13 protein-coding genes are annotated in these 14,495 nt (G+C 61.6%); 4 read left to right on the forward strand and 9 right to left on the reverse strand.

Going from position 1 to position 14,495, the window contains the following annotated elements:
• Positions 1-8: 8 nt before the first annotated feature.
• Genes IAG25_RS19365 through IAG25_RS19380 form a run of 4 tightly spaced genes read right to left on the reverse strand, consistent with a single transcriptional unit; the run spans position 9 to position 3,254 of the window.
• Entirely contained in the window at positions 9-1,145 is a 1,137-nt protein-coding gene (locus tag IAG25_RS19365; protein ID WP_187606289.1) for an amidase, read from the reverse strand.
• Positions 1,142-1,660, reverse strand: coding sequence for a nuclear transport factor 2 family protein (locus tag IAG25_RS19370; RefSeq protein ID WP_187606290.1), 519 nt, complete (start codon positions 1,658-1,660; stop codon positions 1,142-1,144). The genes IAG25_RS19365 and IAG25_RS19370 overlap by 4 nt, the downstream gene beginning before the upstream one ends.
• Before the next feature lie 4 nt (positions 1,661-1,664).
• The gene (locus IAG25_RS19375; RefSeq protein ID WP_187606291.1) at positions 1,665-2,042 is read right to left on the reverse strand and encodes a hypothetical protein; all 378 of its coding nucleotides are present in this window, start codon (positions 2,040-2,042) and stop codon (positions 1,665-1,667) included.
• Positions 2,043-2,078: 36 nt separating this feature from the next.
• The gene (locus IAG25_RS19380; RefSeq protein ID WP_187606292.1) at positions 2,079-3,254 is read right to left on the reverse strand and encodes an acyl-CoA dehydrogenase family protein; all 1,176 of its coding nucleotides are present in this window, start codon (positions 3,252-3,254) and stop codon (positions 2,079-2,081) included.
• 187 nt (positions 3,255-3,441) lie between these two features.
• On the opposite strand from IAG25_RS19380, the gene IAG25_RS19385 reads away from it, so the two are divergent.
• Positions 3,442-4,908: a sensor histidine kinase gene (locus IAG25_RS19385; protein ID WP_187606293.1), complete on the forward strand. Its 1,467-nt coding sequence runs from the start codon at positions 3,442-3,444 to the stop codon at positions 4,906-4,908.
• Positions 4,909-4,958: 50 nt separating this feature from the next.
• On the opposite strand, the gene IAG25_RS19390 is transcribed toward IAG25_RS19385, so the two are convergent.
• Together IAG25_RS19390 and IAG25_RS19395 are read right to left on the reverse strand one after the other, a co-directional pair.
• Positions 4,959-5,459: an aromatic-ring-hydroxylating dioxygenase subunit beta gene (locus tag IAG25_RS19390; protein ID WP_187606294.1), complete on the reverse strand. Its 501-nt coding sequence runs from the start codon at positions 5,457-5,459 to the stop codon at positions 4,959-4,961.
• Positions 5,456-6,739 (reverse strand): aromatic ring-hydroxylating oxygenase subunit alpha, encoded by a 1,284-nt coding sequence (locus IAG25_RS19395; protein WP_035501880.1) that lies wholly within the window; start codon positions 6,737-6,739, stop codon positions 5,456-5,458. The genes IAG25_RS19390 and IAG25_RS19395 overlap by 4 nt, the downstream gene beginning before the upstream one ends.
• A 157-nt stretch (positions 6,740-6,896) precedes the next feature.
• Between IAG25_RS19395 and IAG25_RS19400 the strand changes: the two genes are divergently transcribed.
• A complete protein-coding gene (locus IAG25_RS19400) occupies positions 6,897-7,817 on the forward strand; it encodes a LysR family transcriptional regulator (protein WP_187606295.1) in 921 nt (306 codons plus the stop codon).
• 2 nt (positions 7,818-7,819) lie between these two features.
• Here IAG25_RS19400 and IAG25_RS19405 read toward each other — a convergent pair whose 3' ends face one another.
• The 3 genes from IAG25_RS19405 to IAG25_RS19415 form a co-directional block, all read right to left on the reverse strand.
• On the reverse strand, positions 7,820-8,788 hold the full coding sequence (locus tag IAG25_RS19405; protein ID WP_187606296.1) for a PDR/VanB family oxidoreductase: 969 nt from the start codon (positions 8,786-8,788) through the stop codon (positions 7,820-7,822).
• Positions 8,789-8,897: 109 nt separating this feature from the next.
• Positions 8,898-10,307, reverse strand: a complete 1,410-nt coding sequence (locus IAG25_RS19410) for a spinster family MFS transporter (RefSeq protein WP_187606297.1) — start codon at positions 10,305-10,307, stop codon at positions 8,898-8,900.
• A 102-nt stretch (positions 10,308-10,409) separates the two neighbouring features.
• Entirely contained in the window at positions 10,410-11,717 is a 1,308-nt protein-coding gene (locus IAG25_RS19415) for an MFS transporter (RefSeq protein WP_187606298.1), read from the reverse strand.
• A 437-nt stretch (positions 11,718-12,154) separates the two neighbouring features.
• On the opposite strand from IAG25_RS19415, the gene IAG25_RS19420 reads away from it, so the two are divergent.
• Positions 12,155-13,096 carry a helix-turn-helix domain-containing protein gene (locus tag IAG25_RS19420; protein ID WP_187606299.1) on the forward strand — a complete coding sequence of 314 codons (942 nt, stop codon included), beginning with the start codon at positions 12,155-12,157 and terminating at the stop codon, positions 13,094-13,096.
• A 263-nt stretch (positions 13,097-13,359) separates the two neighbouring features.
• Positions 13,360-14,490 carry an amine dehydrogenase large subunit gene (locus IAG25_RS19425; protein WP_250484655.1) on the forward strand — a complete coding sequence of 377 codons (1,131 nt, stop codon included), beginning with the start codon at positions 13,360-13,362 and terminating at the stop codon, positions 14,488-14,490.
• Positions 14,491-14,495 lie beyond the last annotated feature (5 nt).

Below are 14,495 nucleotides of genomic sequence, written 5' to 3' on the forward strand. Positions count from 1 at the left end.
GAGTTCCTTTATTGAGCGAGCGCCGCTTCGACATGCGCGGCGACCGCGCATACCTTTTCGTCCGCGCCCTTGCGCCCGACGATCTGCAAGCCGGCCTTGAGCGATGAACCTTCGACCGGAAGAGGAAGGCTCAACGCAGGATGCCCGCTTAGATTGAACGGCCTGATCAACGACGACATTGCGATCACCGGCGTTCCCCCGCGCGCGGCTTCGAGCGTGATCGGAAACGCGGGCAGCGTGGGGAGCACGAGCACGTCGACATCTTCGAGCGCGCTATCCACGGCCGCCGTGAAGACGCGCCTCACGTTCTCCGCCGCTTCGAGATCGGCCGGCGTGGTTTTCGATGCAAGACGCAAACGCGCGTCGAGATCCGCGCCGAGCTTGCCGGTCTCGACGAGATGACCGAATGCCTTCCACGTTTCCGCGTTGATGACCGCGAGACCGGCGGAAAAAGCATCGGCCATCGACGCCAGTTCGATGCCGCGTGACGCGAATCCCGCTCGACGCACGGCGTGCTCGACCGCTTTGCGGATACTCGCATCCGCATCGACGGCAACGATGCCGATACGCGCCTTCGATGCATCCCTTCGCGCGATGCCCGTATCGAACGAAGGATCGATTGCGGCCATTGTCTCGATCAGCACGCGCATGTCGCGCGCGAAGGGGCCTACGCAATCGAGTGTGGTTTCTACTGGCGCCACGCCGCGACGCGACACCCGACCGAAGGTTGGCTTCAATCCGGTCACGCCGCAGCATGCCGCGGGGCCGCGCACCGAACCGCCCGTATCGGTGCCCAGTGCGGCATCGACGAGCCCGAGTCCGACAGCCGAAGCCGAACCGCTCGACGACCCGCCAGGAATCCGCGTCGCGTCCTGAGGATTCTGCGGCGTGCCCGTGAAGTCGTTGATACCGGTCATGCCGAATGCAAGCTCGTGCATGTTGGCTTTGCCCTTGATGCGCCAGCCCGCATCGAGCAGACGCTGCACGACTTCTGCATATTCGGTGGCGGCGGGTGCATCGGCGAGTGCGCGGCTTGCAGCCGTGGTCAGATATCCCGCTATGTCGATGCTGTCCTTGATCGCGATGGTCGGTGCATCGGCATCGTCGTGCAAGCACAGATCGAATTCGCTGATGAATGCGCTCATGCGTGCGTCTCCTTGCGTGGATTCACTTGCCAGGGCGCGTCGAAGAGACGCTCCGTGCGGAAATGGCGAATCAGCCACGCGTTGTTTTCATCGCGTGAAGATGGCGCGAAATCGATTTCCAGCCGCGCGGAGATAAGCTCGGCCTTTGCATCGACATAAGCGGATGCCTGCAACATGATCCATCGTCCCTTGACGATATCGCCCATAACCTCGATATGCTCGGACGTCAGAAAGTGCACATTGCTGGCGAAATGCGGCGTCGGCGGCAGATAACGTTGAAGCATTTCGACGATCGCCGCTCGTCCTTGCAGACGCCCGAACTTCTTCGCATACTGCGGCCCGATGCCTTCCCACACGGCGTCGTCGGTGAAGAGCGCGGCGAGCGCTTCGCCTTCGAGCGGTGCGCAAGGCACATCGCATAGCGCCATATAGCGCGCGATGGTCTTGCGCACTGCGTTCTGCGCCTCCAGCGCTGCAAGGCGCTTGAGCAATGCGTCGATGTTGGCTTGCGTCATGGCTTCACGCGTTATTGGCTGTGGCCGGCGGCACCGTCAATGCACGTCCCACGCGCGCCTCGATCTTTCCATAGCGCCACAGGTTGTAATCGCCGACGGGCGTCGTGCGATAGAGATTGCACACGGCGACAGCCGTATCGAAGTCGGCGACATCGGCCATGATGTAAAACGTCCACGGCGCGCCATCGGACTGTCCGACGACCAGGCGGTCGTCATCCATCACGCCCAGCACGCGCACGTTCTCCATAGCCTCGATGGCGGATAACATCTTGCCGTAGGCTTGCCACACGTCTCCAATCTGTTCGCGCGGCAAGTCGAAAAAGTTCTGGGTTACGCCGCAGCAGAACAGCACGCGCAAAGGAAGATTTCGGTTATCGGTCATGAAGCGTTACTCCTCTTGTTATGCGATGAAAATGGATCAGAGATAGCCGGGAATCGGCGGCACGCCGACGAACACGGCGCCCGCGCCGTCGTAGTTGCCTTCGCCGAGAAATGCGTGTTGCGTGACGACCATCGCGTCGCGCATCAGCCGTTGCAACGGATGCGTGCGATAAATCGCCATCGTGCCGCCCAGGCGATACGCGCGATTCACTACGTCCGCGCCTTCACGCGCGATCTGCGTTGCCGCCAGGCGCAACAGGCTGACCTGTTCCGCGGAGACTTCATTGCCCGCGAGAATGGACTGCCATACGCTGTCGGTCGATTCGTAGAAGAATGCGCGCGCTGAGCGCAATTGCGCTTCCGCTTTTGCAAGTTCGATACGGTAGTAGGCGCGATCGGCGAGTTGCGGCGCGCCGGTCGTGGTCTTGCGGCCGCCCGCCATATGATTGGCGACGTCGAGAGCTGCGCGCGCGAGACCGAGGTTCACGACGGCGAGCACTTGCGCCGCATACGCGATGGTCGGATATCGATAGAGCGGTTCATCGATTGTCGATACGCCGCCGCGCACGAAGGTCCAGTCTTCGGCGACGAACTGATCCGTCACGCGCAAGTCGTGACTGCCGGTGCCCTGCATGCCGACGACGTTCCAGTTCTCGACGATCTCCACCTGCTCGGGGCGAAACACGGCGGTGCGCGGCTTGCCCGGCGCTTCGCCCGGTTTGCCGGTGCCGATGCCGACACCGAGCCAGTCCGCGCCCTTGCAGCCGCTCGCGAACTTCCACGTACCGTTCACGCGATAGCCGCCCGGTGCGGGTTGTGCGTTCTGCACCGGAAAAAGCCCACCCGCAAAGACCTGATCGGGCCCATCCGCATAGATCGCGGCCTGCGTCGCGACCGGCAACGCGGCGAGATAGAGATTCGCCGAACCGAAGCTCGCGACCCACGCGGCGGAGCCGTCGGCGACCGCGATGCGCTCGATCATCTCCAGAGATTCGCCGGGGGCGCGCGCATCGCCGCCGAAGCGTTTCGGCGTGGCGGCACGATAGATGCCAGCGCGCTTGAGCTTTTCGATGACATCACGCGGCACGTGCGACAGCCGGTCGAATTCGTCGCGGCGCTGCGCGATTTCGGCGATCACATCGTCGAGCGTGATGGCATCGGTTTGATTCGACAGATCGTCGCGGATAGCGAAGGCAGTCGCGGAAGCTGACATGGGTAAGTCTCCTTTTCGTTCGTTTTGCATTGATGTCAGTCTAGAAACGCAAAAAGACCGAAGCAATTGGGAAGGCGAGCGTGCGATTCAGTGAAGCATCCCGGTCTTCTAAAGAAATCTTTAGGGACGCGCGGGACGCGCCGATGCTATGGTTTGTGCTGGTACTGTCTTTTCCTCGCACCTCGATATGAACTTTCCCGCCGAAGACGATTTCCGCCGGCTGCTCGACGCCTTGACGCAATGCGTGCTTCTTCACGATGCGAAGACGAAGGCCATCGTCTGGGCGAATCGTGCGGCGTGTGTCGCGCTCGGCTTTTCGGTCGAGGAACTGCTGCCGCTCAAGGCGCACGACATGACTCGCGACGACATCAGATATCGTCGTGAAATCGCGGTGAATGCGATGGACCGCTCGATCACCGAAGGCCCGCAAAGTTATGAATGGTGTTATCGCTCGCGCGCGGGCGTCGACATGCTGTCCGAGGCGATCGCGACTTATGTCCCGCTTGCCGGGCGCGCGGTGGTGATGGTGCAGTTTCGCGATATCAGCGCGGAAGAAGCGATGCGCCAGAAACTGCGCCGCTATGAAACGCGGCTGCGCGAGTACATGCAGGATCTGGGCGAGGGCGTCGCGGTGCTCACGCCGCGCGGCAAGGTGAGCTTCATCAGCGAATCGGGACGGCGCGTACTGGGTGTTGCGAGCGATGCACCGCTGGGCGTCGCGCTCGACTATTGCGCGAGAGAGGATCGCGACCGGCTGATCGCGCAGTTGCGCAGCGCGACGCGGCAGCAATCGACGCCTGCGCAACGCTATGCGATCACGCGTCGCGACGGCGCGAAGCGATGGCTGCGCATCACGTGCAGGCGAATCGATATCGAGGACGGCACGCTGGTGCATTTCCGCGATATCACCGATGAAGTCGCAATCGAGGACGCGCGCCGCAACGAAGCGCGCATGCTCGAATACGCGGGGCGAAACAACGCAATGGGCGAGATGGCGACGGCAATCGCGCATGAATTGAGCCAGCCGCTTGCCGCCGTGCGCAATTTCATCGAAGGCGCGATTCAGCGGCTCGCTCAGCCCGATTCCATCGATAGTGCGATCTGGGGCTTGCGCGCAGCGGATCGCCAGGCCGAGCACGCGGCGCATATCATCAAGAGTGTGCGTGAGTTCATCGTGAAGCGAGAACCCGTCGAAGCACAGGCGGATCTTCGCGACGTGCTCGCGGATGTCGCGTACTTCATTCAATTGCGCGCGCGAGACGAGGGCGTGACGCTCAGGATCGAGCAATGGAGCGAGCCGTTGCCGGTACGTTGCGAACGCGTGCTCATCGGCCAGGTGATCCTCAATCTCGCGTTCAACGCCATCGAAGCATTGAGCGCCGCGAAATCGTCGACGGAGATCGTCACGCTCGCCACATCGATGAACGGTGACGCGGCCGAGCTTCATGTGATCGACAACGGACCGGGCGTGCCCGACGATGCGCACGAACGCCTGTTCGACGGCTTCTCTTCGTCGAAGGCGGGCGGCAATGGCATTGGCTTGTCGTTGTGCAAGAGCATCGTGTCGCGGCACGACGGCCGTATCTGGGCGCAACGCGCAGCAGGCGGCGGCCTCGAATGCCGCTTCGCGCTGCCCCTGTCTCATCGCGCATGATCGACGGGCAGGCACGCATCGGCGCGTATGCATCGATGCGTGCGCCGCGCTCAAAGCAGGAAGCCGATCGCGCTCAGCGCTTCGGTCGAATCGATCAGGCGGATCACCTTTTCGAGGAGCTTCGGCTCGCCGCTCGCCATGCTGATCTTGTGCGTGAGATCGGCGGCGAAGATCGTCGACACGCCGCGCTTGTACGCGACGATGACTTGCGACGACTTCACTTCGACGACATCGGCGCTATCGCTCGACAACGTGAAGCGCGATACGGTGCGCACCGTTCGAGCCGCGTCGGATGCGGACGCCGAATAACCCGACGTCATGCGCTGCACGCGCAGTTCGCGCATGTGCTGATCGTCGTAGGCGTAGTTCAGGGTGGCGGCGAAGTCGGTCGCGTTCGGATCGATCGGCACCACATAGAAGCCTTTCTCGTCCCACAGATCGAGCCACGCGTGATAGTCGCGCCGATCCAGCAGTTCGGCTTCACGCCAGATGAATTCGATCGCGCGCGCGAAGGTCCGTTGAGAGAAGAGTGCGTTGCGATCGTCCATCATGCCTGCTCCATCATTGCGCGCCATTGTTTGTAGGCTTCACGCATGCCGGTTTCGTCGGTGGCATGCGCGGTCTTTTCTCCGTTCGGTGCGGTCGTTTCGCGGTTCAGGCCGCGATTGACGAGGATCGGCACATCGGGCCCCGCGTGCGAGCCGCGCTGCACGCGTTCCCATGCTTCGGCGTCGTCGGGGCTGCCGAAACCGAACGGACCCTGGAAGTGTTCGTGAATGCGCAGGCGCACGCGATTCGCTTCTTCCGGTCCGCCGTCCATCGCGAGTGCGACGTGGCGAATCTCCGTTTCGTCGGCGGAAATGGGCCGCAGCACACGGAAGAACGCCATCGAGAGCGCGAGGTTCGGAAACAGATTCAGATTGAAGCCGACGCCCATCAGCGAGCGCACGATACGGCGCACTTCATCGGGCGTATGTTTCTCCGCGAGGGTTGCGGCCAGATCGTTGAAGCGTTCCGGCAAGGGTGCGCCGTCATCCTTGTCGAGATCGACGATCTCGGGCACCAGCACGGCGAGGCTATGGCCGTTGCCGAGCGAGCGGCAGAACGCGTCTTCGCTCGTCATGAAGCTCGTAATGGCCGCGGCGGTTTCGTCGTCGATCGACTTCATCCACGATTTATGCACGACGGGAAAGTGATAAAGATCGGTTGTGTTCTCGAGCTGGATTTTCCAGTTTCCCTTGAACTTGAACTTATGCTCGCCGTTGGCCTTGATCGGATAGCCCGCGCCTTGCTTCATGAAAAGATCGATCCAGGGCTTTGCACCGCCCAGAAAGTCTTCGAGCGGTTCGATAGCTTCGTTGAAGCTCGCGAAAATCAAGCCCTGATAAATCCCGACGCGCAATTTCTTGAGCGGCAGATCGCCTTTTTCGCAGACGCCTTCATACCCGTCGCCGTAGGGCAGGGCACGCAGCGTGCCGTCGAGCGCATAAGACCAGCTGTGATACGGACACGTGAAGCCCTTCGCGTTGCCCTTGTGCTCTTCACAGACGGTTGCGCCGCGATGACGGCAGCGGTTTTGCAGCACATGGACCGCGCCTGTCTTGTCGCGCACGACGATCACGGGCTGGCGACCGATGGTCGTCGTGACGAAATCGCCGGGTTTCGGCAACTCGCTTTCATGCGCGACCCAGATCCACGTCTTATAGAAAATGCGCTCGAGTTCAGCTTCGAAAAGATCAGGATCGTAGTAGAGCGAAGGCGCGATGCGGTCGGCTTGCGCACGGCGGCCGAGCGCGCTCGTGTCGATGATTTGGGTTGTCGGCGTACTCATCGTTTCGATGTGGGGTGAGGTTGATCGGCTAACGAGGATGGCGATGAAGATCGGCACATCCTCTCGTTGACATCAGTCTCGCTTTGCGAAGATCATGCGTCAAATCGATTAAAAAACGGGTGCTGGATAAATCCGGCCGATATCTTGAGAGTTGCCGATGAATTCCCTCGACCATGTCGATCTCAACTTGTTGCGCGTCTTTCAGGCGATCGTGGAAGAGCGCAGCCTCACCAAAGCAGGCGAGCGGCTCGCGCTCTCGCAGCCCGCGGTGAGCTATTCGCTGGGCCGTCTGCGCACGCTTTTCGATGACACGCTCTTCATCCGCACGCGCGCCGGCATGCAGCCGACGCCCGTCGCACTGGAACTCGCCGAGATCGTCGGACGTGCGCTCGATACCGTGCGCGAAGCGTTGCGCTTCGCCGAGCGTTTCGATGCGTCCACGAGCAGTCGCACGTTTCGCCTGTCCCTTTCGGACGCGGGAGAAATGGCGTACTTGCCCGCGATCTGCCAGGCGCTGCACGAGGCCGCGCCGCGCGTGAAGCTGCTGGTCGAGCCTTTGCCTGTGGAGGACATCGAGGAAGCATTGCGTTCGAGCCGGCTCGACTTCGCGATCGGCAATCTGCCATCGCTCTTGCCGCGCACGCGTCACGCGCTGCTTTTCGAAGAAGCTTATGTGTGCATGACGAGGAAGCGCGAAGGCCTGCCCGCAGGAGAGACGTTGAATCTCGATCAGTTTCTCGCGGCGTCGCATGTGCAGGTGCGATCGCTCGAACATAGTCACCATGCGCTCGACGACGCATTGCGAGCGCAAGGTGTCGGGCGCAATATCGCGCTGGCGCTGCCGCATTTCGTGGCCGTTCCCGGCGTGCTCGCGGTGACCGATCTGTTCGCGACATTGCCCGAGCGGCTCGCGCATATCCTCAATCGCAACGAGGCGTTCAGGATCTATGCGTTGCCGGTTCAATTGCCGAAGGCGGCCGTGACCATGCACTGGCACGAGCACTTTCACGAGGACGAAGGCATCGCGTGGATGCGCGGCCTGATGACCGACATCCTCGCGGGCTTCGAGAAGCTATGAGTTCAGAGGTCGAGCACGAGAACCGGCGAGCGTGAACGGGACACGCAGCAGCAGATTACGCTGTTGCTCGCGCGCTCCGCCTTGCTCAAACAATGATCGCGGTGCTCGGGCTGGCCGCTCACGACATCGACCATGCAGGTTCCGCAGACGCCTTCGCCGCATGAGGTATCGACCTCGATGCCGATCGACGCAAGCGCATCGACGATGGACGTGGCTGCATCCACACGCACGGTTTGCCCGGTCCTCGCGAGCTGGACATCGAAGGTATCGAGCGATTCATCCGTCGGGGCTTGCGGCTCGGCCTTGAAGCGTTCGAGATGAATGGCACCGGCGGGCAAGCGCTTTTGCGCAGTATCGACCACCACATCCATGAACGGAGCGGGACCGCATGTATAGACGTGCGCATCCTTGTCCGCGTCGCCGATGCAGGCATCGAGTTCATCGGCGAGTACTTCGCGTTCGACACCGAAATGCAGCCTGACATGTCCGTCGAACGGCGCGCGTGCGAGGAGCGGCAAGAACGCCGCATGCGTATCGCTGCGCGCGAAATAGTGCAGCGTGAAGGGCGCACCGATCGCGACGAGACGATACGCCATCGAAAGCAGAGGCGTAATGCCGATGCCCGCGCCGATCAGGATATGCTCGCTCGCACTTGCTTCGAGGCGGAACAGATTGCGCGGCGCGCCGATCGACAACTCGCTGCCGATGCTGACTTCGTCATGCAACGAACGCGAGCCGCCGCGCGATTGTTCCTCCTTCTTCACCGCGAAGACATGCGAATCGCGGCAAGCCGGATCGCCGCACAGTGAGTACTGGCGCGTGATGCCGGATGGACTCGTGACATCGATATGCGCGCCGGGCTCGTAGGCATCGAAGGGCTGGCCGTCGAGGCGCGAGATGCTGAACGAACGCACGCCGTGAGCTTCTTCGCGCAATGCGTCGACGCGAACTTTGAAGGTTTGAGCTTGCATGATGCTGCCTTTCCAATGTGTCGAGGGACGATGCGTCGAGCGTAACGTCCCTCGTCGGATAAGCAAAATAGATTAAAAAGCGCAGGTCACATCAAATCGGCGGATATCTTCAGGCCGTCGTCGCCGCGCCCGCCGGCATTTTCTCTGGCGCTTGTTCTTCGGCGATCGTGACACGGGCTTCGCGAGCTTCACGATCGAGACTCGCGCGATACTGCCTGCATCCGGCATGGAGCAACACGACGGCCAGCACGATCGCCACGGCGTTGATGATGGCCATAGAATCGCCGACCGCCAGTGGCGAGCCGAACACCTTGTCGGTGATGAGCGCGACGAGCGTGGTCCCGAGACCCAGTCCGATCAGATTCGACACGAGCAGGAACATCGCTGAAATCTGCGCGCGCATCTGATTGGGCGCGAGCGCCTGCATGGCGGCGGCGGAGGTCGGTAGCGGGAACGAAGCGAAGAACATCGCCGCGACGAGCCATGCGAGCGACGCGTTGAGGCTCGTCGTCTGCGTGAATGCGATAGCCGGAACCAGCATGCAGGCCGCGCCGATCCATGCCGCGCGGATCGGCGCATCGCTGCGGCCGCGGCGCAGCAGCCAGTCATTGAGCCAGCCGCCGCAGAACACGCCCGTCGTGTTGGCGACGAGCATCACGATGCCGAGCATATAACCCGTTTCTACAGGCGTGAGACCGAAACGGCGCATATAGAAAGCGGGCGTCCAGCCCATCAGGCAATAGAGGCCCATCGCATAGAACGAGAAGCCGATGTAATGACAGAAGAACGTCTTGCGATGGCTCGCGATGAAACGCAGCGCATCGCCCATCGCGACGCGTTTGACCTTGCCCGTGGTGTCTTGCGCGAGCCCCCTGCGTGCGGGATCACGCACCGTGAGCATGAAAACGAACGCGACGAAGAGACCGGGCAAGCCGACGATAAAGAACGTCAACTGCCACGCGCGCAATTCGCCGATGAGCGGCAACGTGAACACGCTCGCGTGCTTGAGCAGTGCAATCACATATCCGCCGACGAGAAACGCGATGCCGCCGCCAATGAACGAGCCGAGCGAATAAATGCCGATCGCGCGGCCTATCTTCTCCTTCGGAAAGTAATCCGCGATCATCGAATACGTGCCGGGCGAGAGCGCGGCTTCGCCCACGCCGACGCTCATGCGCGAAGCGAACATATGCACGAAGCTTTGACTGAGCCCGCACGTCGCCGTTGCGACGCTCCACAGCGCGATGCCCGCCGCGATGATGCGCGGTCGCGCGAAACGATCGGCGAGATAGGCAATCGGCATGCCCATCACCGCATAGAAGAGCGAGAACGCGAATCCATGCAGGAGGCTGAATTGCGTGTCGGTGAGATGCAGATCGCGCTTGATCGGCTCGATCATGAGCGCGAGCACCTGGCGGTCGATGAACGAGAAAACATACGCCAGCATGCAGATCACGACGACATACCATTCGTATGTATGGCGCTTGCCTTTTGGTTTCATGGTGTTTGGGGAATGCATCGTGTGTCTCCGATGAATGCGGGTCTCTGGGCGTGCGCAGGCATTCGCGCGGGCAAGCGCCGCGCGAATGGCAATCGAATGAAACGAAAAGAAAAGCTCGGGTTATCTGGCGCGCGTCTCGTGCGTGTACTTCAACGTAATGACGGTGACGAGCGCGAGCGCGATGAGGAAAACGGAGACCGGCCAATACGCGTGATAGCGCGCGAGCAGCGCCGTGGCGATGAGCGGAGAAAGCCCGCCCGCGAAGATCGACGCGACCTCATGGCCGAGCGCGACGCCCGAGTAGCGCACTTCGGTACTGAAGAGCTCGCCGACGAGCGAAGGCAGTGTGCCGATCATCGCGCCATGACATACCGCCGTGCCGAGCACGAGCGCGAGCCAGATCAGCGGCGTCGAATGCGTATTGAGCAGCCAGAAGAAGGGGAACGCCATGAATGCGAGCGACACCGCGCCGATCATGTACACCGGTTTGCGGCCGATGCGATCGGAGAGCTTGCCCCATAAAAGCATCGCCGCCATCTCGACGATCATCGCGATCATCACGCCGGTGAGCATCGTCCAATTGTCTATGCCCGCATATTTGCCGTAGACGAGCGAGAAGGCGAGAAAGATATAGGCGCCGCCGTTCTCGGCGACACGCAATCCCATCGCCATCAGGATTTCTTTCGGATGGCGTTTGATGACTTCGATAACCGGCATGTGAGAAGTCTTGCCAGCACGATCCGCGTTTTCGAAGTCACGGCTCTCGGGCAGGTTATGCCGGATATATACGCCGAGCGCGAAGATCAGAATGCTCGCGAGAAAGGGCAGACGCCAGCCCCATGAGATGAACTGATCGTGCGGCAAGGCCTGTACGGCGAGAAACGCGCCCGACGAGAGCACGAAGCCGCCGCCCACGCCGAGCTGGCTCCACGCCGCGTAATAGCCGCGCTTTTCGGGCGGTGCGCTCTCGCTGATCATCAACACGCCGCCGCCCCATTCGCCGCCCGAAGCGACCCCTTGCAGCAGCCGCAGCGCGACGAGCGCGGCAGGGGCCCATAGCCCCACACGATCATAAGTGGGCAACAAGCCGATGCCGAAGGTCGCGAAGCCCATGATGAGCAGCGTCCATACGAACGACGCGCGCCGTCCATACTGATCGCCGATATGCCCGAACACGATGCCGCCGAGCGGTCGTGCAACGAAGCCCATCGCGAACGCGGCGAATGCGCCGAGCGTTCCGACGAGCGGGTCCGCATTCGCGGGAAAGAACAACTGGCCGAACACGAGCGCGGCGGCCGTGCCGTAGACGAAGAAGTCATACCACTCCATCGCATTGCCCGCGACGGAAGCGACGACGATCCGGCTGAGCGCGCGATCCTGCGTTGCGGCGGGGCGGTCCGCTGAAGCCTGGGAGTGAACGGAAGACATAGGGGCTCGCTTGGGGAATGAGGAGGCGTCGATGCTTTCGAAAGGCTTCGTTTCGCAGGCAGTGTCGATGTGACGGATATCCAGGTCAAATTCGCCGAAAAGGGCGTCGGCTATCAGTGCGGCAAATATGAAACCGCATCAGCGGGCTTTATCGATGGATGCGCTTTTGACTGATTTGCCGCGCTGGACGGGTGAGCGCAGACTTCTGTTCACGCAAATCCACCGTGGGCGCAGGCATCCGGCGCGAGTTCTAAAGTAATCTCTGAAGTGCGCACGAAGCGCGCGTGCGCCTACGCATGCGCGCGCCCGTTTTTCAATCGTGCATTCTCAGAATTGCGCAACACGCAACAAGCGAGAACAATTAGAAAGCTTGACGCCAAAAAATCGAGAACCTATAAGCAGTCGCATCGATGCCGACGCAAGTAGCAGGAGGAGGGATGTACGCCAACTATGAAACCTTCGAGGACGCCGACCGCCACGCGCATGCGCTGACAGGCTGGGAACAGCGTTACGACCAGGTGGGCGAAGGCGCGTTTCGCAGCACGGTCAAGCAGGTTTCGGTGGCGGGCGTGCAGGTCTTTCAGGAATCCGCGAACGTTCGTATCGTTCAACGCGGGCAACTGCCGGCGGGTTTCGTCACGTTCGGACTCGTGCTGGGCGGCGGCGCACCGTTTTCGTTTCAGGGCGTGCGTGTCGACGAAAACGCGCTCGTCGTCGCGCCTGGCAACAAGGAATTCCTGTTGCATTCGCCACCCGACATGTCGATGCTCGGCGTGGCCGTCGAAATGAGTCTGCTCGCGTCGGCAGCGGATGCGGCGGGCATCGATGTCCAGGACGAAATTCTCAACCGGCACGTGCTGAGCATCCCCGGCGCGGCCGGCGCGCGCGCGGGAAAGCGCATCATCGCGGCGGTCGAAGCGGTGCTTGCGCACTCCGATCCGTTTTCATCGGACGATGGCGCGCAGCGATTCACGCACACCGTGACAGAAAGCATTCTGGATCTGCTGACGTTTCATGTGCCCACGCGCGAGGACCGGCTCACTTATGCGTGCCGCGCCGATGTCGTGCGTCGCGCGCATGAACTGGTGCTTGCGCGTCCCGAACAGCCGATCTCGGTGCTGGATCTGTGCGAGAAGCTGCGCGTGAGCCGGCGCACCATTCAGAACAGCTTTCAATCGGTGACGCAGATGAATCCGGTGAGTTATCTGCGCGCCGTGCGTCTTGCGCAAGTGAGACGGCTCCTGACGACGACATCGCCAAACGAAATTCCAGTGCGCGAAGCCGCGATGCGCTGGGGATTTTCCAACCTCGGACACTTCGCGAGCGATTACAAAAGCCTGTTCGGCGAACTTCCCTCTCAAACGCTGCGCACTCGCTGATTCAGCACTAACGCATTCCCTCCATGCCGATTGCAGGCCGCATTGCCGCGGTTTGCAATCGGCATTTCTCTTTCCGAAGCCGGCTTTGCAAGCGGCCTGAACACGCGCATTGAGCGCGTCTCTGTCGGCTCCCTTTCGAATGCTCCATTTCGGCACGCACGCGCTGCCGGTTACGAAGTGCTCTTTTTTATTGTCGTCTTTAGAGTCAATTCGACGATAACTAAGGAGGAGCACAGATGAAGCTGAGACGGCTGGCCACCGCCATGGGGGCCTTATTCTATGGATTGCTTGCGTGTCAGTCGCACGCGGGCGCGGCCGAAAAGCCGGAAGAACTGACGGTGGCGAAGGTGCCGCCGTATAGCCCGCATCGCGTGTTCGTCACGGATGTCTCGTTTGCGAGCATGACCGATGCGCGGGTTCATGTGTTCGACGGCGACACGAAACGCTTCGTCGGCGAGATCGACGCCGGCTTCGCTCCGGGTTTCACGATCTCGCCCGATCACAAGACGAGCTATGTCGCGACGACGTACTTCGCGCGCGGCAGTCACGGCGCGCGTACGGATGTGGTCGAGATCATCGATAACACGACACTCGACGTGACCGGTGAAATCGTGATCCCGGCCAAGCATGGTCAGACCGTGCCGACGCCTTACCTCACGAATCTTTCGGAAGACGGCAGCCGCCTGTATGTGTCGAACATCACGCCGTCGACCTCGGTAACCGTCATCGATACGGCCGCGAAGAAGGTGCTCGGCGAGATCGATACCGATGGCTGCGTGCTCGCATATCCGAGCGGCAACGACCGCTTCTCGGCGCTGTGCGAAAGCGGCAAGGCGCTCACGGTCAGGCTCGATGCCACGGGCAAGGAAGCGAGCCGCAAGCTCTCCGACGCGTTCATCGATGTCGATCACGATCCCGCGTTCGTCAACGCCGTGCGTGACGGCAACAAGTACGTGTTCACGACCTTCCACGGCAATGTGCGCACCGCCGACTTCTCCGGCGATGCGCCTGTGTTCGGCACATCGTGGTCCTTGCTGAGCGATCAGGAGCGCAAGGCAGGCTGGCGTCCGGGCGGCTTGCAGCAGACCGCGCTGAGCACGGCCACTCATCGCCTCTACGTCGCGATGCACAAGGGCGCGGACGGCTCGCACAAGGATCCGGGCACCGAGATCTGGGTCTACGACACCGAGAGCAAGAAGCGCGTGGCGCGCTGGGATCTCGCGAAGCAGAAAATCGACCCGCTCCTCTCGATTCAGGTCAGCACCGACGACAAGCCGCTCTTCTACGGCCTTACGCCGACCTCCGATCTCGTCCTGATCGATGCGACGACCGGCAAGCGCCAGCACGTCGAAAAGCAGCTCGGCACGACGTCGACGCTGCTGCTCAATCCCTGAGGTGA

The sequence above is a fragment of the Caballeronia sp. EK genome (assembly GCF_014384845.1).
Taxonomy (GTDB): domain Bacteria; phylum Pseudomonadota; class Gammaproteobacteria; order Burkholderiales; family Burkholderiaceae; genus Caballeronia; species Caballeronia jiangsuensis.